Annotated in this window: 16 protein-coding genes and 1 riboswitch; of the genes, 6 read left to right on the plus strand and 10 right to left on the minus strand. The window is 48.6% G+C overall.

Annotated features, from left to right (window positions below):
* Positions 1-116: 116 nt before the first annotated feature.
* Both pgmB and NC980_RS00010 read right to left on the minus strand, forming a co-directional pair.
* Positions 117-3,035 (minus strand): beta-phosphoglucomutase, encoded by a 2,919-nt coding sequence (pgmB, locus tag NC980_RS00005; RefSeq protein ID WP_190378453.1) that lies wholly within the window; start codon positions 3,033-3,035, stop codon positions 117-119.
* A gap of 30 nt (positions 3,036-3,065) precedes the next feature.
* Complete coding sequence (locus NC980_RS00010; protein ID WP_190378876.1) at positions 3,066-5,471, minus strand: sucrose synthase; 2,406 nt, start codon at positions 5,469-5,471, stop codon at positions 3,066-3,068.
* A 276-nt stretch (positions 5,472-5,747) separates the two neighbouring features.
* A riboswitch (TPP riboswitch) is annotated at positions 5,748-5,840 on the plus strand.
* Between the two features lie 7 nt (positions 5,841-5,847).
* On the opposite strand from NC980_RS00010, the gene thiC reads away from it, so the two are divergent.
* On the plus strand, positions 5,848-7,218 hold the full coding sequence (gene thiC, locus NC980_RS00015) for a phosphomethylpyrimidine synthase (RefSeq protein ID WP_190378454.1): 1,371 nt from the start codon (positions 5,848-5,850) through the stop codon (positions 7,216-7,218).
* A 256-nt stretch (positions 7,219-7,474) separates the two neighbouring features.
* Positions 7,475-8,170, plus strand: a complete 696-nt coding sequence (locus NC980_RS00020) for a Uma2 family endonuclease (protein ID WP_190378455.1) — start codon at positions 7,475-7,477, stop codon at positions 8,168-8,170.
* On the opposite strand, the gene sipA is transcribed toward NC980_RS00020, so the two are convergent.
* Positions 8,162-8,377 (minus strand): regulatory protein SipA, encoded by a 216-nt coding sequence (gene sipA, locus NC980_RS00025; RefSeq protein ID WP_190378456.1) that lies wholly within the window; start codon positions 8,375-8,377, stop codon positions 8,162-8,164. The two genes, NC980_RS00020 and sipA, sit on opposite strands and share 9 nt — an antisense overlap.
* A gap of 125 nt (positions 8,378-8,502) precedes the next feature.
* On the opposite strand from sipA, the gene NC980_RS00030 reads away from it, so the two are divergent.
* Positions 8,503-9,459: a ribonuclease Z gene (locus tag NC980_RS00030; protein ID WP_190378457.1), complete on the plus strand. Its 957-nt coding sequence runs from the start codon at positions 8,503-8,505 to the stop codon at positions 9,457-9,459.
* A gap of 24 nt (positions 9,460-9,483) precedes the next feature.
* Here the strand turns inward: NC980_RS00030 and NC980_RS00035 are convergent, their stop codons facing one another.
* Both NC980_RS00035 and NC980_RS00040 read right to left on the minus strand, forming a co-directional pair.
* Positions 9,484-9,873 carry a hypothetical protein gene (locus tag NC980_RS00035; RefSeq protein WP_190378458.1) on the minus strand — a complete coding sequence of 130 codons (390 nt, stop codon included), beginning with the start codon at positions 9,871-9,873 and terminating at the stop codon, positions 9,484-9,486.
* A 686-nt stretch (positions 9,874-10,559) separates the two neighbouring features.
* Positions 10,560-11,717 carry an HhoA/HhoB/HtrA family serine endopeptidase gene (locus NC980_RS00040; protein WP_190378459.1) on the minus strand — a complete coding sequence of 386 codons (1,158 nt, stop codon included), beginning with the start codon at positions 11,715-11,717 and terminating at the stop codon, positions 10,560-10,562.
* Positions 11,718-11,878: 161 nt separating this feature from the next.
* On the opposite strand from NC980_RS00040, the gene NC980_RS00045 reads away from it, so the two are divergent.
* Positions 11,879-12,229, plus strand: coding sequence for a metal-sensitive transcriptional regulator (locus NC980_RS00045; RefSeq protein ID WP_190378460.1), 351 nt, complete (start codon positions 11,879-11,881; stop codon positions 12,227-12,229).
* Here NC980_RS00045 and NC980_RS00050 read toward each other — a convergent pair.
* The 3 genes from NC980_RS00050 to NC980_RS00060 are packed head-to-tail and all read right to left on the minus strand — an operon-like array spanning position 12,226 to position 14,649.
* Positions 12,226-13,575 carry an ATP-binding protein gene (locus tag NC980_RS00050; protein ID WP_190378461.1) on the minus strand — a complete coding sequence of 450 codons (1,350 nt, stop codon included), beginning with the start codon at positions 13,573-13,575 and terminating at the stop codon, positions 12,226-12,228. The genes NC980_RS00045 and NC980_RS00050 overlap by 4 nt on opposite strands.
* The gene (locus NC980_RS00055) at positions 13,575-13,934 is read right to left on the minus strand and encodes a PAS domain S-box protein (protein WP_190378462.1); all 360 of its coding nucleotides are present in this window, start codon (positions 13,932-13,934) and stop codon (positions 13,575-13,577) included. Before NC980_RS00055 ends, NC980_RS00050 begins: the two co-directional genes overlap by 1 nt.
* 55 nt (positions 13,935-13,989) lie before the next feature.
* Entirely contained in the window at positions 13,990-14,649 is a 660-nt protein-coding gene (locus tag NC980_RS00060) for an NAD(P)H-binding protein (protein WP_190378463.1), read from the minus strand.
* A 323-nt stretch (positions 14,650-14,972) separates the two neighbouring features.
* Here NC980_RS00060 and NC980_RS00065 point away from each other — a divergent pair, with 323 nt between their 5' ends.
* Positions 14,973-15,665, plus strand: coding sequence for a DUF1997 domain-containing protein (locus tag NC980_RS00065; RefSeq protein WP_190378464.1), 693 nt, complete (start codon positions 14,973-14,975; stop codon positions 15,663-15,665).
* Here NC980_RS00065 and NC980_RS00070 read toward each other — a convergent pair whose 3' ends face one another.
* Complete coding sequence (locus NC980_RS00070) at positions 15,666-16,160, minus strand: cyclic phosphodiesterase-like protein (protein ID WP_348253897.1); 495 nt, start codon at positions 16,158-16,160, stop codon at positions 15,666-15,668. It abuts the gene before it with no gap.
* Between the two features lie 35 nt (positions 16,161-16,195).
* Entirely contained in the window at positions 16,196-17,704 is a 1,509-nt protein-coding gene (gene gatB, locus NC980_RS00075; protein ID WP_190378466.1) for an Asp-tRNA(Asn)/Glu-tRNA(Gln) amidotransferase subunit GatB, read from the minus strand.
* A gap of 211 nt (positions 17,705-17,915) precedes the next feature.
* On the opposite strand from gatB, the gene NC980_RS00080 reads away from it, so the two are divergent.
* Positions 17,916-19,724: a serine/threonine phosphatase gene (locus NC980_RS00080; protein ID WP_190378467.1), complete on the plus strand. Its 1,809-nt coding sequence runs from the start codon at positions 17,916-17,918 to the stop codon at positions 19,722-19,724.
* Positions 19,725-19,749 lie beyond the last annotated feature (25 nt).

Consider the following 19,749-nt stretch of genomic DNA (forward strand, 5'->3'; position numbering starts at 1 on the left):
CAATTGCTTTGTCAACATTCTCGGCGGCTTGATTGCCTACTGCCATCAACCGAAGAAACCGTCCATTGCGCTCGACCACAATCTGCTGCTCCCGGCTTAACCCGAACTCAGGTTAACTAGCGAATTAATTCTGCTTTTCTACCGCCTTCTTTTGCAATTTGCTGCAACTGAGCGAGTAAATCCGCCCAATGTACCTCTGCTAAGCTTGGGAGAGCGATATGGGCTTCACCCACGCGCTCAACCGGGCCCAATCCCACTGCCCACATATTTCCAGCTAAAGCGGCTTCCACTCCGGCTTCGGCATCTTCAAACACGACGCATTGTTCTGGAGGGAGTCCGAGTTCTTTTGCGGCAAAGAGGAACAGATCCGGAGCGGGTTTTGCTTGATCGACACTATATCCATCTGCGATCGCGTCAAACTGGTCAGCAATGCCAAGTTTTTCCAGCACCGGACGCGCATTTTTACTGCCTGATCCCAGTGCAATTCTAATTCCTGCTTGTTTCAATTCTTTCAGTAAGTTCAGCGCTCCCGGTAGCAGATCATTGGGTGAAAAGGCTTGGATAGAGTCAACATAGTATTGATTTTTGCGCTCCATCATTTGCTGAATTTGTTCTTCGCTGAAAGAGCGACCGCTGATGATTTTCATTAAAGATTCGCGCCGAGATACACCACGCAGGGCTTCGTTCGCTTGACGATCGAAGGGAATTCCCTCTTCGTCGGCAAGCCGTTGCCAAGAGCGGTAATGATATTCCGCCGTGTCGGTAATGACACCATCGAGATCGAAGATTGCGCCTTGAATATTGGAAGAAGGAATCGAAGAAGTCATGATCGGTTTAGAAGGTTTGGGTTCTGCTTTGAGATCGAATTCGTGCCATTTGCCCCGCCAGTGTAGGCGGAATTTGAGCCGCGTCCAACCAGGGGGAAGATGCGGATGGGCAAAGGGTTCATCGCCAAATTGGATACCACCGAAGCCGAGAACAACGGCTTGCCAGATGCCGCCTGCGGACGCACCGTGAATGCCGTCATGTGCATTGCCGCGTGTGTCTTCGAGGTCAACTAATACGGCTTGCATGAAGCGATCGTAGGCTTCGATCGTTTTGTTGAGATCCGATGCCAGAATTGCATGAATGGCAGGGCCTAATGATGATCCATAAGTGATATCAGTGCGAGGCGCGTAGTAGTTCCAGTTTGCTTCTAAAGATTCCTGTGAGTAAGGAAACTCTTGTGATTGCCGCATCAGATACAGCAGCATCAATACATCCGGCTGCTTGAGAACTTGCGCTTTGTCTGCACCTGCAATTCCTAGAATCTCCTGCATTGATTTGCTGCGCGGTTCATAGTCTTGCAGATTGATATCTTTGAGCTTGAAGAAGCCTTCGCATTGTTCGATCAATCCCGATGAATGATAAGGAATCCACATATTGTTAGCAATGTCTTGCCAACGCGATCGACGTTCTGGCGTGATTTTTAAGCGATCGCACAAGTCTTCCAAGCGATCGGGATAACATTTATTCAACCAATCATAGATATAAATTGCTTTTTCTAGATGCCACTGTGCCATGCGATTGGTGAACGCATTATTATCAACGTGTTCGTGATATTCGTCTGCACCAATCACCTCACGGATCTCGAAGCGTTCATGCTGCGTACTCCATTCGGTTCGACTCATCCAAAATACAGCCGTACCTAAGATGATCTCACAGCCATAATCGCGCATCCATTCATCATCATTAGTAGCTTGCCAGTAGTACCATGTAGCGTAGGCAATATCGGCGCTAATGTGAATTTCACGATCGCGACACCAAATCCGAATGTCTTCACCGTAAGGATCTTTCGGTAATGCCCAGCGAGGCGTGACTTCATCTCCGGTATCTGCACTTTCCCAAGCATACATCGCGCCTTTGTAGCCATAGTAAGCAGCTTTACGACGTGCGCCCTCGATCGTGTGATATCGATAGCTGAGTAGATTTCGCGCTAGGTGCGGCTGAGTGAAGGTGAAGAACGGCAGAATAAAGATCTCAGTGTCCCAAAAAACGTGACCGCGATAGCCAAATCCAGAAAGCGTTTTTGCTGGGATGCTGACACGATCGTTGTGTCGTGCCGCCGCAATGAGCAATTGGAACAAGTTGTAGCGCACAGCGAACTGAGCGCGAAGATCGCCTTCGATGACAATGTCGCTTTGTTGCCAAGCTTCTGCCCAACTTTGGGCATGAGCATCAAACAAGGTTTGATAGTTAGTTAATGTGGCAAGCTTTGTTTGTGCAGCTTTAACCGGAGCTTCGGTGTCGCGAGAAGTATAGATGGTGATCAGGTTTTCGATCGTAATGGTTTTTCCACCCAGAGCCACAAAGGTTGTGGTTAAGGTTGGATAGCCCGGAACATTAGTTGTCTGTACTGTCCCTTCTGCACCATCTAACGACAAACTCGAAGCCATCGCAAGTTCAATATGCGAAGTGCGGGTGCGGACTTGTAGCCAGACTCCATGCTCTGTTTTACCTTGTCCTAGTTGTTCCCAATGGTTAAAGCCCTGGTTCTCTGGATAACCATTGATGCTGGCTTGAACTTCAATGTTGGTGTCTTGCTCCGTGGTAATCTGACAGCGCAATCCGACAATATGCTCATCTGCCAGACTTGCGAACCGCTCAAAGTGTAGTGAAATCGTTTTCCCGCTTGGACTGCGCCACTTGATCGATCGACTCAACACCGCTCGCTTGACATCAAGCTGACGCTCATAGCTCAGAATCTCACCTTGATCGAGCCGAAAGCGCTCTCCATCCACAATGATCAACAATGGCAACCAGTCGGGACAGTTTACAAGCTCGGTGTAAACCACCGGAACATCGTCATACACCCCATGAATCAGCGTCGCCGGTTGGGAGCGAGAAAATCCTTCCTCAAAGCTGCCGCGAGTGCCAAGATAACCATTGCCGATCGTAAAAATCGTTTCACGGGTGTTAGTCAGCTTTGGATCGAATTGAGTTTCGATGACTGTCCAGTCGGTATAAATCAAAGGGGAGCGATCGGTCTGAGTCATGGGGCAAAACTCCGCGAGAATGTTCAGGGGTTATTGTTTTTGGTGTTGTTCCAGAATCAGTTCGGCTCTAGGTTTGTAGATCAGGTGGAACAAAGCGTCGAGATAGTGTAACAGCGATTCTCGACTTTCGCGATGGACATAATTCCAGAAACTATAAAGTTTAGTTAGAAGTAAAAGTTGCTGCGTGTGATGTTGCCAATTGTACTCATCATGAATCCGCTGGATACTTCGATCTGACATAGACTGCCAATAATTTGGATCAGCGTCTGCACGATCGAGAAACTCTAAGATCTTACGCGCTGAGCCTTGGAGATCAGTCGGGTTAATCAAAACTCCATACTTGTCGTTTTCAATGATCTCAGTCGTTCCCCCAAACTCGGTTACAAATGCAGGTAATCCAGAAATCATCGCTTCGAGCAATACGCGACCAAATGCTTCAAATCGAGCAAAGTGAACGAAAATTCCCTGACGATCGGCAATGCAGCGATACATTTCTCCGAGATCAGGATTGGAAAGGCGTTTACCAATCCAGCGAATGTGTTCGTGCAATTGGTAATGATCGATTAATCGATGCAACTTCTCGATCTCTTCGGCTTCATGATCATTAATGGCATCTCTAATATGAAGATTATTAGTAACGAGAATTAAATTACAACGCTGGTGTAAATCACTGCGCCCAAAGCATTCCACTAGCCCACATAAATTTTTCACCGCCGTTAGGGGTGCAACCGCGAGAAGTGGACGACGCTGTGGATCGGCGAGTTTGCCAAAGATGTATGCGTCTTCTTGCTCGTCGAATAATAGGTGATTAACCCGATCGATGGAGAAGCGCGATCGCGTTTCGGTGTACGGGAAAAACACCCGCTCATCGACTCCCGGCGGAACTCGATTAAATTTCGGATTAAACAGTTCAATGCCGTTGATCACATGATAAAGCTGCGGCATTGTGAAACATTTGTAGGATTCGTACTGCCCAAACGTATCCGGAGAACCGACAATTTCTTGATACGAGGAAGTCACAATAAAATCTGCCGCATTCATACTGATCAAATCTGCGGTGAATTGTGCCGAAAAATGATATTGCGGCTCTAATTCTTGCCAGTAAAGATTACTAAATAAATGCTTCGGCTTTTCGAGCGAGTGAGCAATATTGCAGTGTGTTACCTTAAGCTGCCGCGCCATGAGTGAAGCAACTAAATTTCCATCACTGTAGTTACCAATGATTAAGTCTGGTTTATCCCCAAGTTGCTTGAGTAACTGAGCTTGAGCGTCGATCGCATAGCTCTCCAAATAGCCCCAAATCTGAAACTTAGAAATCCAATTATCAGTAATTTTCGGGTTAAATGTCCGAAACGGAACCCGCAGAATCCAGGCATTTTCAGTGCCATCAATCTTCTCTAAAGGCAATGCACAGTGAGTTCCTTCACAATTTGGAATCAATCGCGTTAAGACAATGACCTGCGGCTGGATGTTTAGCATCTTCAACCCAGTGAGTTCAATGTTCTCTTGCAATTGGCGATCGAGCGATCGGGCTTGATCCAACACATAAGCGACTTGCCCCAATGTTTCCGGTCGCCCTAAGTCTTCTTGTCCCACCCAACCATGAATCGACACGGAGACGACTCGAAACACTGAGGGGAATCGATCCACAAATGCCTCTAAAATCGCGCTCTGTGGCATGATGATCAACTGATCCAATAGTTCCAACGTTTGGCGCGCTCGTTCTGCGGTGTTGCCCCATCCTGGCTCAAATCCAAGCGGCTGTAACTCTGGGTGAATATTTTGATAGGGTTCATCAGCAGGACGCGATCGCAGAATTTGAATTGCTTGTCGAACCTGCTGCGCTAAATGTTCACCGGACTGAATGCGATCATTGATCAATAGCTGAATGCCTTCGTACTCATGCCGATGCAACACATCGAATAACAGATTAAACCAATACTCTCGATCGTCTAAAACTTGACTGGATAAGTAGCGATTGAGAAAAGCAAGTCCTTGCCCAATGTTGCGCGGATCATCAATCGTCGGACTGCCTTCATAAAACGGCGTAACGTCGATTTCAAACAAATTTGGTTGAGCATGACCGACAAATCGATCGCGAGCTTCCAGCATCTCTTTCGGAGGCATCTCGGTGCATTCTGTCAGGGCTGAATTGATCGCCCAAATCTGTTGACTGGCAACCCACGGACGCAGGACTAACCAAATACGATCGCTTTCCAATAACAGTTCGTGGCTGTACTGAATCAAGTGTGCAATGTGCGAAGAATGTAAGAAATGAGCAGGCTTTTGCGTTTCGTGACAATATTCAAAAAAGGCTTGGAGAATCTCGTTTTTGAGAAAATAGCGCTGCTCCGATCGGCTCAAACGATCCACAAGCTGCTGAAGCGCTGCTTTTTCTTCGGGATTTTGTAAAATTGCTGTAATCAGTTGATTCATAGGAACGTTCCACCAAGCGTCTAGAGTTTGACTCATTCCATTTGCAACTCGATGGACGAAAAAGTGCGACTCCCATTACTGCATTGCCATCAAGCCACAACTCACCTAGCCTACTTATAGAATCTTGATCAAGAAAACTCACCTAGCTATTGATAGAGATGCTTTAACTCAAACGAATGCTAGCTTTACCATCGATCGCACTTCGACATCAATCTTTTCGATAGAGAAACGAACTGTACAAATTAAGAATTTTTGTCGTCAACCTGATACGATAAGCAATCAAGCTAGGGGTGCCCACTTGGGCTGAGAACAAACTCTTAGAACCTGAGACTGGGTAATGCCAGCGAAGGGAAGCTAACTATCAGAGGAAAAATTTATGCGGACAGATTGGATTGCCAAGCGTCGCGGGCAGAGCAACGTCTCTCAGATGCACTATGCTCGAAAAGGTGTAATCACCGAGGAAATGCACTATGTCGCCCAGCGCGAAAACCTCCCGATCGAACTGATTCGCGATGAAGTGGCGCGGGGTCGGATGATCATTCCAGCGAATATCAATCACCCAAATCTAGAACCGATGGCGATCGGGATTGCTTCCAAGTGCAAAGTGAATGCCAATCTCGGCGCATCACCGAATTCTTCTGATATGAGCGAAGAAATTGCCAAGCTCAATCTGGCAGTGAAATACGGCGCGGATACCGTAATGGACTTGTCCACGGGTGGCGGCAACCTGGATGAAATTCGGACGGCGATTATTAACGCTTCTCCAGTACCGATCGGCACTGTGCCAATCTATCAAGTTCTCGAAAGCGTACATGGCAATTTGGAAAGTCTAACCCCCGATGATTTCCTCCATGTGATCGAGAAACACGCCCAGCAAGGGGTCGATTACATGACGATTCACGCTGGATTGCTGATCGAATACCTGCCACTTGTGCGCTCTCGGATTACTGGAATTGTTTCGCGGGGTGGCGGAATCATTGCCCGTTGGATGCTGCACCATCACAAGCAAAATCCGCTCTATACCCACTTCGACGACATCATCGAAATCTTCAAGAAGTACGATGTATCTTTCAGCTTAGGCGATTCTCTCCGTCCGGGTTGTACTCACGATGCCTCCGACGAAGCGCAACTTTCAGAACTCAAAACCCTGGGTCAACTGACTCGTAGAGCTTGGGAACATGATGTCCAAGTGATGGTCGAAGGCCCCGGACACGTTCCGATGGATCAAATCGAATTTAATGTTCGCAAACAAATGGAAGAGTGTTCCGAAGCACCGTTCTATGTGTTAGGCCCGCTCGTAACTGACATTGCACCAGGATATGACCACATCACTTCAGCGATCGGGGCTGCGATGGCTGGCTGGTACGGCACCGCAATGCTGTGCTACGTCACCCCGAAAGAGCATTTAGGCTTACCGAACGCAGAAGATGTTCGTAACGGTTTGATTGCTTACAAAATTGCAGCACACGCCGCCGACATCGCACGACACCGACCAGGGGCACGCGATCGCGACGACGAACTCTCGGCAGCGCGGTACAACTTTGACTGGAACCGACAGTTTGAACTCTCGCTCGATCCAGAACGCGCCAAAGAATACCACGATGAAACGCTACCAGCCGATATCTACAAGACCGCAGAATTCTGCTCGATGTGTGGTCCTAAATTCTGCCCGATGCAAACCAAAGTGGATGCAGATGCACTAACCGAGCTTGAGAAGTTCCTGGCTAGAGAAAAGCAATCGGTTTAACGATCGTTTGACACTTCATCAATCATCCCGCTTTCTTAACCCGAAGCGGGATTTTTTTACTGTAGGATAGTTCAATAGTTCTATGTTAGATTAACCTGAGTTCGACAGCAAGAACTCGCTTCGTTGCTGAACTTGGGAAGCCCCCTAAATCCCTCATTCTGGGGGATTTAGGGGCAGGAAGCCGCTCAAACCGAAGCAAGAGATTTGTCGAATTCACGTTAAATTAATCAAAACGGTTGCAATCAGGAATTTCAGCATGACACCTCAGCAACAAGCACTGGTTTCTTCTGAAGTGTTTTATCCGGAAAGCGACGGCAAGCCAATAGCAGATAACATTAAGCAATTCCGTTGGATTGTTGTCATCAAACAGAATCTAGAATGGCTATTTGCAGATGACCCAAATGTGTTCGTCGCACGCAATTCGCTGTGGTACTCGATCGAAGGCAACAACACCGTTTGCACCGCTCCAGATGCAATGGTGGTATTCGGTAGACCAAAGGGCGATCGCGGTTCCTACCAGCAATGGAAAGAGGACAACCTTCCGCCCCACGTGGTCTTTGAAGTCCTCTCTCCAGGCAACACTCGCCGCGAGATGGATCGCAAACTGCTGTTTCACGATCGCTACGGCGTTGAAGAGTATTACATTTACGACCCTAACCGCATTGAACTGAGTGGATGGCACCGGTCGGATACCGGAATCGACAGCATCGAAGAAATGAACGGCTGGATTAGTCCTCACCTGGGCATTCGCTTCAACTTAGCAGAAGAATTAGAGTTGTATCGTCCAGACGGAAGTCGCTTTCTTTCGTTCGCTGAAATCAGTCAGCAGTTGGCCAACGAGCAGCAACGAGCAGAACAGGAGCGACAACGGGCAGAGCAAGCTGAGCAGCAAAAACAGGAAGTCGAACGACTCCTTCAGCAGTATCGCGCCCGCTTCAGTGAACTAGATTGATTCTAGATACTGATCGTCTAGCAAGAATGCGCCTTTGCCAAACCGAACCCCCCAATATCCGCCGGGTCGTCGATCGAGAACGGTTCCTTCGTCTCCAATCTGCAAAATATCCGCCGGACGCAGCATCGGCATCGGCTCAGCCGTTTTTAGATAGGGCGGTAGAGAGACAAGGCGGACTTTTTCACCAATCGTAAATTCTTTCATCATCACAGCATTGCAGACTTTGAACTCATTCTACTTGGTTGAGATTTCTGATTGATCCGCTCGGTCTCGTGCAAATTCCTGTGGCAGTATGAAGGTAGTGTAGTGTATTGAGTTCAGGTGGGTTAGCTTTGCAGATCACATTTTTGGGAACAAGTTCTGGGGTTCCCACTCGATCGCGCAATGTTTCTGCGATCGCGCTTCGATTGCCGCAACGCGCTGAAGTGTGGCTGTTTGACTGTGGCGAAGGAACGCAACATCAATTCTTGCGAAGCGATTTACGAGTGAGTCAAATTCGCCGAATTTTTGTTACTCACGTTCACGGCGATCACATTTTCGGTTTGATGGGACTGCTGGCAAGCTGCGGACTCGCGGGAAATCCAGAGCAAATCGATATTTACGGCCCACCTGAATTAGACCAATATCTCAAAGCCTGTAAGCGCTACTCACAGACGCATTTCTCGTATCCGGTAAAGTTTCATCCGGTGAGCCCCGGTTTGGTGTTTGAGGATGAAGAATTTATGGTCACTTGCAGCTTGCTCAAGCATCGCGTTCCCGCATTTGGGTATCGTGTGGCTGAGAAAGACCGTCCAGGACACTTTAAGGCAGAACTGGCGAAAGAATTAGGGATTCCGTCTGGCCCTCTCTATGGAAAATTGAAGCGGGGAGAAAGCGTCACATTACCCGATGGACGCACGATCGACGGCAAAACCCTCTGTGGTGAAACCGAGATCGGTCGCAAAATAGCTTACTGTACCGATACCGTCTTTTGTGAAAACGCGATCGACTTGGCGCGAGATGCCGATGTGCTGATTCACGAAGCCACATTTGCCCATCAGGACGCAGAAATGGCATTTCAAAGGCTGCATTCCACCTCGACGATGGCGGCGCAAACTGCCTTGCTCGCACAAGTTAAAACGCTGATCATGACGCACTTCAGCCCCAGATACGCACCCGGAAATCCAGTTCAGCTTCAAGATCTTCTAGCTGAAGCCCGCGCTATCTTTCCGAATACTGAACTAGCTTCAGATTTTTGGACGTATGAAGTGCCGAGACGGATTGAGCAAGCTGAAGCGATCTCACGTTGAGCGAGAGTGCTTGAAATCTCCACATTATTTGGCTTGAGACAAGACCATCAAAAATCGCCCGTGAATAAGACCCACGATCGCTCCTGCGGCGAGCAGTGTGCTACCAATGACGCAGACTAATTGCCAGGTCGTCGTCATTTTGAAAGCGAGATCCATTCCCCAAAAGATCACGGGCATTCCAACTGCCCATGCCAGCATATTCGCCGGAATCCACAATCGAGCGTTGCTGACCTTCCCTTGTAAGACCCACCATTGAGCAATTGCAAAAGCGAGTAAAACGCCTGCGGTGTGTTGACGCTCTATTTTTGTTGATAGCAGCGCGATCGCCACAAAGGTCGCCCCCAGTCCGAACACTTCCGAAAGAGCATTGGCGGCGATCCAGCGTAGCCAAAGTTTATTCTTGTGGGTACTCATGCTTCAGACGCTCCGAGCGGCGCAACGACCAAGACAGGAAGATTTACATCCCAATCTATAAGCTATAAGCCCTGACATTCTCTTTCAAGATCTATAGTTTTCGCGCAATTTCTGCAATCATATTTCCATCTTTTCTCCTACTTGAGATATGAACTTGCCCAACTATAACGATTTGGATCTTTTTGGAGAAGGTACTCAGCAACTTCTCTACATTTATCCTTTCTTTTGTCATCCTGACAATTCTTTCAATCTCATCATCTGTATCGTCGGCTCCACGTTCGGCTGCCATTTCAAACCACTGATCACTCTCTAAATATTTGCATCGGTCATAGTGAATTGCCCCCCATTAAGATGTAAGGCTGATGGCTCTCAGGCTGGCATTAACGGGCATTGCGACAGCTCCAACGCAAAGCCCAGCAACCTGGAGCCACTCTTGTGATTGAGTCGATTGCAACTCCGATCCATTCCTTAGCTAAAGCGACTTCTGGGGGTTAGTTTCTTAGCAGAATGCCCATTTTTGGCTTTGAGACAAAAATGAGCAGTGATGCAGAATGTCTTTAGCCCAAACTGCCAAAATCGGGAAGTAGACGGAAAACGATCGATCGCATCCTCTGAAAGAGCATTACACCGAATGTTTCTACCTACTTCCCGAATAAAGCTTGGACTTCATCGACCAATACAATCTCTTAGCTTGCATCCTGCAATTCCGCAGGCTTCACCGCTAACTGTTGCACCTGTCCATTCCGTTGGATCTGCATCTTTAACGTCTGACCCAGCTTGGTATTTTCCACCAGTTCTTGAAGCTGTTCTGCCTTAGTAATCGATCGATCACCGATCGAAGTAATCACATCTCCCCGACGGATACCCGCGATCGCAGCAGGCGAGTTCGGCAACACTCGCACCACAATCACACCATTCACTTCTGGTACTTCAAACGCAGAATTCGGATCGGTGTTGTTTTGCCGCGCAATTTCAGGAGTTAAAGTCGTCATCTGAACGCCCAGATACGGATGTGGAATCTTTTCACCCCGCGCTAACGCATCTTTAATCAACTTCGCTTTATTGATCGGAATCGCAAATCCAATTCCCATTGCATCTGCCCGAATTGCGGTGTTAATTCCGATCACTTCACCGCGATCGTTTAACAACGGCCCACCCGAATTCCCCGGATTGATCGCCGCATCCGTCTGCAAAAAGTCCAAGCGCTTATCGCTTAAACCCACTTGAGCGCTCGATCGATGCAGCGTACTTACAATTCCTAGCGTCACCGTGTTATCCAGTCCGAGCGGGTTGCCAACCGCGATCGCCCAATCGCCCACCTGTACCTGATCGGAATCTGCCAGCGATGCAATCGGCAGATCTTTGCCGTCAACTTTGACAACCGCCAAATCTGTCACTTCATCAAAACCGCGCACCTTGCCTTCAAACACGCGCCCATCTTTTAGCGTCACCGTCACTTTATCCGCACCATTGACCACATGAGAATTCGTCAAGATGATGCCGCTTTTGTCGATCACAAATCCTGATCCCTGACCGCGCAAGGTTTCCGATCGCGGTACGGTCGAAAAATCCTCCCCAAAAAATCGCCGGAACATTGGATCATCGAACATTGGGTCTGCCCGTCGCGTCACCGTTTTTTCCGTATCGATTCTCACCACTGCCGCGCCCACCTTCTGAACCGCTTCTGCCACAAAACTCCCGCGCTCGATCGCTTTTGGAGCTTGCGCGATCGTCGGTTCTGCTGAAGCCAACTGCGGAAAGGAGATCAAGCTAAATAACATCGCAATCGTGACGATCGCAAACTGAAGTCGGCGGAACTGATTTGAGACCTGAAAGCGTTGCATAAGTCATCATCCGTAAAACTGTCTCTAGCCACTTGTGTAGCCATTATTCCTATCCTACGGGTGAAAACAAAACTCGGCTTGGTAGAGATTTCACGCCATTCTCCACACCTCATCCGATAAAGCACTAAAATCAGTAGCACCCCTTCGCACGATCGCACACGATGGCTACTTCTGATTTACCCCGCGACCTTGAACCACTCCCGAATCACGAGCATCATGAGCATGATCCAACTCATCCGCACGTTCATAGTGAAGAATCTGTGCGGCGTGTGATCAATCGCCTCTCCCGCATCGAAGGACATATTCGTGGGATCAAAACGATGGTACAAGACGATCGACCCTGCCCAGATGTGTTGATCCAAGTTGCTGCGGTGCGTGGTGCACTCGATCGAGTTGCCCGGATGATTTTGGATGAGCATTTGTCGCAGTGTGTTGCGCGTGCTGCTCAAGAAGGCAATATCGATGCTGAAATCGAAGAACTCAAAGCCGCGCTCGATCGCTTCTTGCCTTAAGTCTGAGAACAAGGCAACTGCACCACAAACTTAGTCCCAGATTCAAGCTGCAAACACTCAATCTTGCCGCCGTGATTTTTGGTGACAATCTGATAGCTGATGGCTAATCCCATTCCCGTTCCCTCACCCACGGGTTTGGTCGTGAAAAACGGATTGAAGATTTGCGATCGCACCGCTTCGCTCATTCCTGTGCCTGTGTCTGAAATCTCAATTTGTACCCAATCTGCATCAATGCTCGTCGTCTGAATCTGAATGAATTGTGGTGCGGCAGCGTTTGAGCTTAGAGCATCGATCGCATTCGATAACAGATTCAAAAAGACCTGATTCAGTTGACCTGCATAACACTCGATTAGAGGTAACTCCCCATAATTGCGAATCACCTTGATCTGCGGATGGCTCTTCAAACGGTGCTGCAAAATCATCAAGGTATTTTCTAACCCGTCATGCAAATCTACTGCAGACTTTAGCTCAGCCTCGTTCAACCTTGCGAAATTTCGAAGCGATACCACAATCTGTCGGATACGCTCGGTGCCCTCTTGCATCGACTGCACAATTTGTAGAAAGTCAAGTTTGAGAAACTTCAAGTCAATCTCTTTCGCAACATGAAGCACGTCAGGATGCGGATTTGTGCAGTGTTGCTCGTAAACCGACAGCAGCCTGAGTAAATCTTCTGCATACGTTTCGACAAATGTGAGATTGCCATGAATAAAGCTCACTGGGTTATTGATTTCATGAGCAATGCCCGCCACCATTTGCCCCCAACTCGACATCTTTTCCGCTTGAATCAGTTCTGCTTGGGTTTGTCTCAGTTCTTTCAGCAAAGCTTGCAGTTGAGTTGATTCTGAGCGTAAGCGATCGTTTGCTTCACTGAGCTGCTGCGTTCGTTGTTCGACCTGCTGCTCTAACGTTTGATTAACTTGGTGCAAGTTTCGCTCTGCTTGTACCTGCCTAGTGACGTTTCGCAACACTAAAACGGCATTCGACTCTGTTTCGATCTCCCCGAGATGCACATACGACCAGGTAATTTCCAGAATGAGAGTTTCATGCTCACGCTTGAAGTCATAACACTGTTTCCCCTTCGTTCGAGTGGAAAGCGCGATCGTTGCTGGATGCTTCTCAATGGGAATCACTTGTCCATCCAAGATTAAGGGCAAATGATCCCACAGCGTCAGTCCGACAACCAAAACATGCGGGCGGTTCAGGAAGCGATCAAAGGCAGCATTGCACCATTTGACCCGCCCCTGAGCATCGATCCAAATAATGCAGTCCTCAACTGCGCCCAAAGCCACTTCCATTGTGCTGAGCGTTGCCCTCAGTTGATTCACCAACGGATTTATATCGAGCATTAGCGCGGCTCAAGTGGACGTAGAGTTGCTGCGAATAGCCATTCCTCACCCCGCCGTTCTGCGATGATGAAGTGTTCGGATTCGATTTCGCGATCGTCTTTGGTAACAGCTTTAAGATTGAGCGGATGACTTAGAACCGTTGAATTTCCAGTCGCAGAAAATCGGGCAAACCCTAGATGGTGAGCATCACGAAAAAAAGCGGGGAGCAGTACGCTTAAAGGCTGGCCAATTATCTCCGCTGGAGTCCAACCGAACCCTGTTTCAAAGTGAGCATTGATATCGACAATGATTCCAGACTGGTTCGCGGCAACAAACGGTATGTCGCCGTGTTTAAGTTGCTCAATGGATGGAGTTGACATAAAGGCTGGGGATAGAATAATTAACCCCAGTCTTCTCAACTGCACTGCTAGATGCTCAAGCTACTTCAGTGAAGAGCGTCTCGAAAGGTTGCTGAGGGGCTTCTGGTTTCGCGACGATTTCAACGATCTTATTGCGAGCGCTGGGTTGAAAGACGGACTCAACGCAAACTTGAGCAACCTTAGTTCGCGGAATACTACCTTCAGAAAGCGTATCGGCAGAAGACATGACGATCGCGTTCTCGTTTTCTTCGTTTTTTAATCCACCGGGACGAACGATCGTATAAGTTAGTCCGCTCTTTTGCAGATATTCCTCTGCCTGCTTTTTCCACACCAAAATCAGCCAGAACAAATTCAACGGATGAAAAAGTTGCGAGGCGCAAAGCGAAGTTACTAAAACAAACTGCTCGATTCCTTTTGCTTTTGCGGCATCGACTAAATTTTTTGTCCCTTCATAATCGACTTTGTAGGGCTGAGTGGGGTCGAAGCTCGGTTTTGCCCCCGTTGCACAAAAAACGACCGTAGAATCGCCCATTGCGCCGATCAACTGTGATCCCTGTAAAACATCTCCTTGAACCAGTTCTACTTCAGTCGGCAAAATCGATCGCGCCGTTTCCAGATTTCGCACCAACGCTCGCACCGCAATCCCACGATCGACTAACTGCTGCACAATTCGTCGTCCGGTTTCGCCCGTTGCACCTGCTACAAATGCTTTCATACGTCATCCCTAATCAGAATCCCTACAGTTTTCATTGGTTCTTTTTTGCTTTACATCGGGCGCAAGAAAGAAATGCTGACGATCGACTTGTCCTAAATCTTTGGCGATCCTTTGCAGATTCTTGGCGCTCGCAGTAAGATACAAGACGAAAGCACTTTTAACTTTTGTAAATAGAAATACAAAGTTTTGATCTGACCACTTCCACGACATTTGATAGACATATCGATTCAATGAACTTTCAGTAATCCTCATGCTGAAGTTGAAGCCTATCTGTATCCTTTAGGGAACCTTGACCTTGACCAACGGCAACCGGAAGAGAGTGAATGCAATCGCAACCAACCGATTCTTCGGACTTCGCTAATCGTAACTTCGCCCGTTCCACCGATGCCGTAGGCGCAAGTGGAGCGCCGTCGCATCCTGCTCACGGAACTGAAATGCTGCTGCATGAGCCGATGATTTTTTCCAGCCGCTTTATCGACTCAATGGAGATGAATGCCGATGCCCGAACGGTGGCGCGGTATCTTGATGTGCATCAGGAGTGGTTTCATCGCTGTGCTCATCCAATGCACGTCGAGCCGATCGGACGAAACAGCTATGCGCTGATTATCGGGCATTTTGGGGCATTCGGGTATGATGTTGAACCGAAGATCGGGTTGGATTTACTGCCGCAGCAGGAAGGCATTTACCGGATTGAAACCGTTCCCGTTCCAAATGAAGCCCCGCTTGGCTACGAGGTTGATTTTCAAGCGGCGATGAATTTAATTGAGCATCCAAGCCAGAGTAACCCTACGCTAAGAATGACTCAAATTCAATGGCAGCTTGATTTGCAGGTGGCAATTCAGTTTCCGCGATTTATTCATGCGCTTCCCGATTCGCTGGTTCGTAATACGGGAGATCGCATTCTCCGCCAAGTGGTACGCCAGGTTTCTCGCCGTTTGACGCACAAGGTTCAGGAAGATTTTCATGCGTCGCGCAATCTCTCCATGCCGAAGCGTACACGCCGCAAGCTCTTGTAATTAATCAATTTTCCGCCAAGCCTCGACATCTTCGCAGGTTTGGGTTTTGGTCGGAGTTTCGATCGCGCAAATTCGATCGAAGCGAATCCCTCGATCGCTCAGTTGGATTTGCTCAACGAGCGATCGCTTCTCCGCTTCAGATAAAGGAGCGTAAATCAAACTCAAGTGGGGATCAAGGGAATACGACCCGCCAAAAAATCGCTGAATCTCATCGCTGAGTTGATTCAGTTCGGGCGTTGAAACAAGCTGAATGAATAGCGTTTTGGTGAATTGTTCAGAATATTGGATGCGATCAATTTCTAAACTGATATCGAAGCTGGACTGGCTTTTGAGAAATTCGGAGACTCGCTCGCGCTCACACTCACCACTGTAGAGGGTGACGTGCGGTTGAAAAATTGGTGCGTTGTAGCGGTGCGCGAGATTGGTGATTAGGGATTGGTAGAGGGTGCGATCGCGCTCGATCGGCATTAACCAGAATGAAACCTTCATGATCATAAAAATGGGCTGAGCAAAATCGCCCAGCCCCCTCTTTAACCGTTCAACTTCTTCGCCAGCAATTGATTGGTGAGTTTGGGGTCTGCCCGTCCTCCAGTTTCCTTCATCACCTTGCCTACAAAGAAGCCAAGCAGCTTCGTTTTACCGCCGCGATACTGCTCTAATTCATTCGGATTCGCTGCAAGAACGGCATCGATCGCTGCCTCGATCTCACCCACATCCGAGATCTGAATCAAGCCTTTCTTCTCGATCAGTTCTTTTGCCGATCCGCCCGTCTCCAGCAATTCTGGCAGCACATCTTTGCCGATTTTGTTGCTGATCGTGCCGTCTTCGATCAGTCCAATCAGTTCGGCGAGCGTTTCGGGTTTGAGTGCAAGATCGGTAATGCTCTTGCGCGAATTGTTCAGATAAGCGCTGATATCACCCATGATCCAGTTCGCTGCCAGTTTCGGGTTGGCTTTCGCAACGATCGTCGCTTCAAAGTATTCAGCAACGCTGCGATCGTCTGTGAGAACTCGCGCATCGTAAGCCGAAAGCCCCAACTCTTCCTCGTAGCGGTGACGCTTTTGGTACGGCAATTCGGGCAACTGCGATCGCCATTCTTCTAACTGCTCAGAAGACACTTCGATCGGCCCTAAATCCGGTTCAGGGAAGTAGCGATAATCGCTCGATCCTTCTTTCACCCGCATACTAATCGTGCGTTGTGACCCTTCTTCCCAAAGACGCGTTTCCTGCACGATTTTCTCGCCGTTCTCGATCGCCGCAATTTGCCGCTCGATTTCGTGGTCGATCGCTTTTTGAATTGCGCTAAACGAGTTCATATTTTTGATTTCGACTTTTACGCCGAATTCTTCTTGTCCCACCGGGCGCACCGAAACGTTGACATCGCAGCGCAGCGATCCTTCCTGCATATTGCCGTCGCTCACACCCAAATACAACATAATCCGGCGCAACTCTTGAGCATATTCGGCAGCTTCTTGTCCGGTTCGCATATCCGGTTCGGACACAATCTCACACAGAGGAACCCCGGCGCGGTTGTAATCTACCAGCGAGTAAGTTGATCCGGCTAAACGATCGCTGCCTCCATGCACCAGTTTTCCGGCATCTTCTTCCATGTGCAGGCGCGTGATGCCGATGCGCTTCGTTCTCGCTTTGCCGTTTTCATCGAGCAACGGCTTCCCTTTATCGTCGGTAATTTCGATTTCCAGCCAGCCATGTTCTGCGATCGGCAAATCATACTGAGAAATTTGATAATTTTTCGGCAAGTCTGGATAGAAATACTGTTTGCGATCGAACTTGCTGTAGGGCGCAATTTGGCAATTAAGGGCAAGTCCCGCCTTCACCGCATATTCCAATACTTTCTGATTCAGAACAGGCAAGACCCCCGGCATTCCCATGCAAACCGGATCGATATGAACGTTCGGATCGCTCGTGAACTGAGTTGAGCTATCCGAAAAAATCTTCGTCTCAGTGTTCAACTGACAGTGAGTTTCCAGTCCGATAATCGCTTCGTACTGAGTTTTAGCAGGAGCAGCAGTAGTCATGAAAACAATACGCCTGTGAAAAAGCTAGATATATTTTAGAGGAGTAAGGTAGAAGTTAGGAATTCAAAGGATGGAGAGATAACCTACCATTTCTTATTGATCAAACAGAATTCAAAGGATCGGCTAAAATTGCGAAACATCAGAGAAGCGTCATTGCGAAATCTGCGTCAGATTGAAAAAACCTTCCCGATCGGGAACTGAGGAATTGTGAATGCTGGTCTGCCCTCAATGCCAATTTGAGAATCCAGAACACCATAAGTTTTGTCAGGTGTGCGGCACTTCGCTCGTGGATAAGCCTTGTCCAAATCCAAATTGTGGTAAGCAAGTTGATTGGAGCGCCTATCAATGTGCAAACTGCAAGACCTTCACAGGCACAATCCGATCGGTGTGGATGTCCCAACCCTTCCAGCCAAGTGCTGATTATCTCGATGCTGAACAGCGCTATCAAATTCTGCAATCGCCTACTCCCCTGCTGCAAGTCCTCGATCGCAACCCCCTCAAACCTGCAATCATCGATACGCCGCCAGCAAGCGCCTTGCCTTATCTGGAGTTAGAGCCTTACCTCAATCAGATCTTGCCGTTGCTCTTCAATGCGTGGCAGGACGGAGCGCAAGACATCCTGGTTCTTGAAGAACGATCGCACTACACGATGCTGAGCAACTTTTTCAAAACCAGTCGCAGCGTTCCCACACTCCAAATTCTCCACTGGTTCTACGAAATGCTCGACCTGTGGGAAGCCTTGGAACCCTATCACCTGTGCCAGAGTCTATTAGAACCTTACAATCTGCGACTCGATGAAGACCAACTGCTGTGTTTAGAACACCTGATCCCTGAGTCCGTAACTGCGCCCACCCTCAAACATTTGGGTACACTTTGGCAAACCCTGCTCTCTCAACTGCGTCAAACTCAGTCGGCATCCTTACATGAGTTGATCGCCGATCTCCAGACCGAATCGATTTTGACTCTTGATCACCTCCGATCGCGGCTTAAAGCGATCGCGCACAATACCCAAGCCGACTTTACTGACTCTGAGATCATGTCTGACCCCCACTCCCCCGAAGATTTTCTCCAGGATTCTTCTAGCGCAGAACCTTCAGAAATGCCCGTGACGCTCATTGGTGAATCGAGCGCTGATCAGGACGATATGCCAACCATCGTTCTGCCGATGCAGCTATTTAGCTTAGAAGATGCGGGCCGGACTGACATTGGACGACAGCGCGACCACAATGAAGATTGTTTCGGGATTGATACGCAGATCGACAAGGTGCAGACCCCGGTTAGCAGAATCGTGCAGGCGCGGGGGCTATACATTCTCTGCGACGGCATGGGCGGACATGCGAGCGGAGAAGTCGCAAGTCAAATGGCAGTAGACGCGCTGCGGACATTCTTTCGACAGTATTGGCGCGACATCGATCAAGGTAAGCATCCAGCACAATTACCGTCTGCGGAAGTGATTCGCAACGCCATTCAGCAGGCAAACAAAGCGATTTACACGGTCAACCAAGAAGGGCTGCGATCGGGCAGTGGCAGAATGGGGACGACGCTGGTGATGTTATTGCTGCACGATACAGAAGTGGCAGTGGCACACGTTGGCGATAGTCGCCTGTATCGCTACACTCGCAAATTGGGACTGGAGCAAATCACGCTGGATCATGAAGTCGGGCAGCGTGAGATTCTGCGCGGAGTCGATCCTGAGATTGCGTATGGTCGCCCGGATGCTTATCAACTGACGCAAGCGTTAGGTCCGCGTGATGAGTATTTTGTTAATCCTGATGTGCAGTTTTTTGAAATTAATGAAGATGCCGTGCTGCTGCTTGCGTCCGATGGCTTAACCGATAACAGCTTGCTAGAAGCCTATTCGCAGAGTCACATTGAACCTATGCTCAGTTCGCAAAGCAATCTGGATCAAAGCGTCAGCCGCTTGATTGATTTGGCAAATCAACACAACGGACACGATAATGTGAGCGCGATCGCAATTCGTGCTAAAGTCCGTCCTAATCTCGATCCGTTGAGAGAATAAAAAGCAATATCAGGCAGGCTCGATC

The organism is Leptolyngbya sp. AS-A5, from assembly GCF_039962495.1.
Classification (GTDB): Bacteria; Cyanobacteriota; Cyanobacteriia; order Leptolyngbyales; family Leptolyngbyaceae; genus Leptolyngbya.

Coding starts and splice junctions, on each gene's coding strand:
- NC980_RS00035 (WP_190378458.1), bottom strand. CDS start 9,873: ATGAGTACCCACAAGAATAAACTTTGGCTACGCTGGATCGCCGCCAAT.
- NC980_RS00060 (WP_190378463.1), bottom strand. CDS start 14,649: ATGAAAGCATTTGTAGCAGGTGCAACGGGCGAAACCGGACGACGAATT.
- NC980_RS00020 (WP_190378455.1), top strand. CDS start 7,475: ATGACACCTCAGCAACAAGCACTGGTTTCTTCTGAAGTGTTTTATCCG.
- NC980_RS00055 (WP_190378462.1), bottom strand. CDS start 13,934: ATGTCAACTCCATCCATTGAGCAACTTAAACACGGCGACATACCGTTT.
- NC980_RS00070 (WP_348253897.1), bottom strand. CDS start 16,160: ATGATCATGAAGGTTTCATTCTGGTTAATGCCGATCGAGCGCGATCGC.
- NC980_RS00080 (WP_190378467.1), top strand. CDS start 17,916: ATGCTGGTCTGCCCTCAATGCCAATTTGAGAATCCAGAACACCATAAG.
- NC980_RS00065 (WP_190378464.1), top strand. CDS start 14,973: ATGCAATCGCAACCAACCGATTCTTCGGACTTCGCTAATCGTAACTTC.
- pgmB (WP_190378453.1), bottom strand. CDS start 3,035: ATGACTCAGACCGATCGCTCCCCTTTGATTTATACCGACTGGACAGTC.
- sipA (WP_190378456.1), bottom strand. CDS start 8,377: ATGATGAAAGAATTTACGATTGGTGAAAAAGTCCGCCTTGTCTCTCTA.
- NC980_RS00010 (WP_190378876.1), bottom strand. CDS start 5,471: ATGAATCAACTGATTACAGCAATTTTACAAAATCCCGAAGAAAAAGCA.
- gatB (WP_190378466.1), bottom strand. CDS start 17,704: ATGACTACTGCTGCTCCTGCTAAAACTCAGTACGAAGCGATTATCGGA.
- NC980_RS00045 (WP_190378460.1), top strand. CDS start 11,879: ATGGCTACTTCTGATTTACCCCGCGACCTTGAACCACTCCCGAATCAC.
- NC980_RS00050 (WP_190378461.1), bottom strand. CDS start 13,575: ATGCTCGATATAAATCCGTTGGTGAATCAACTGAGGGCAACGCTCAGC.
- thiC (WP_190378454.1), top strand. CDS start 5,848: ATGCGGACAGATTGGATTGCCAAGCGTCGCGGGCAGAGCAACGTCTCT.
- NC980_RS00040 (WP_190378459.1), bottom strand. CDS start 11,717: ATGCAACGCTTTCAGGTCTCAAATCAGTTCCGCCGACTTCAGTTTGCG.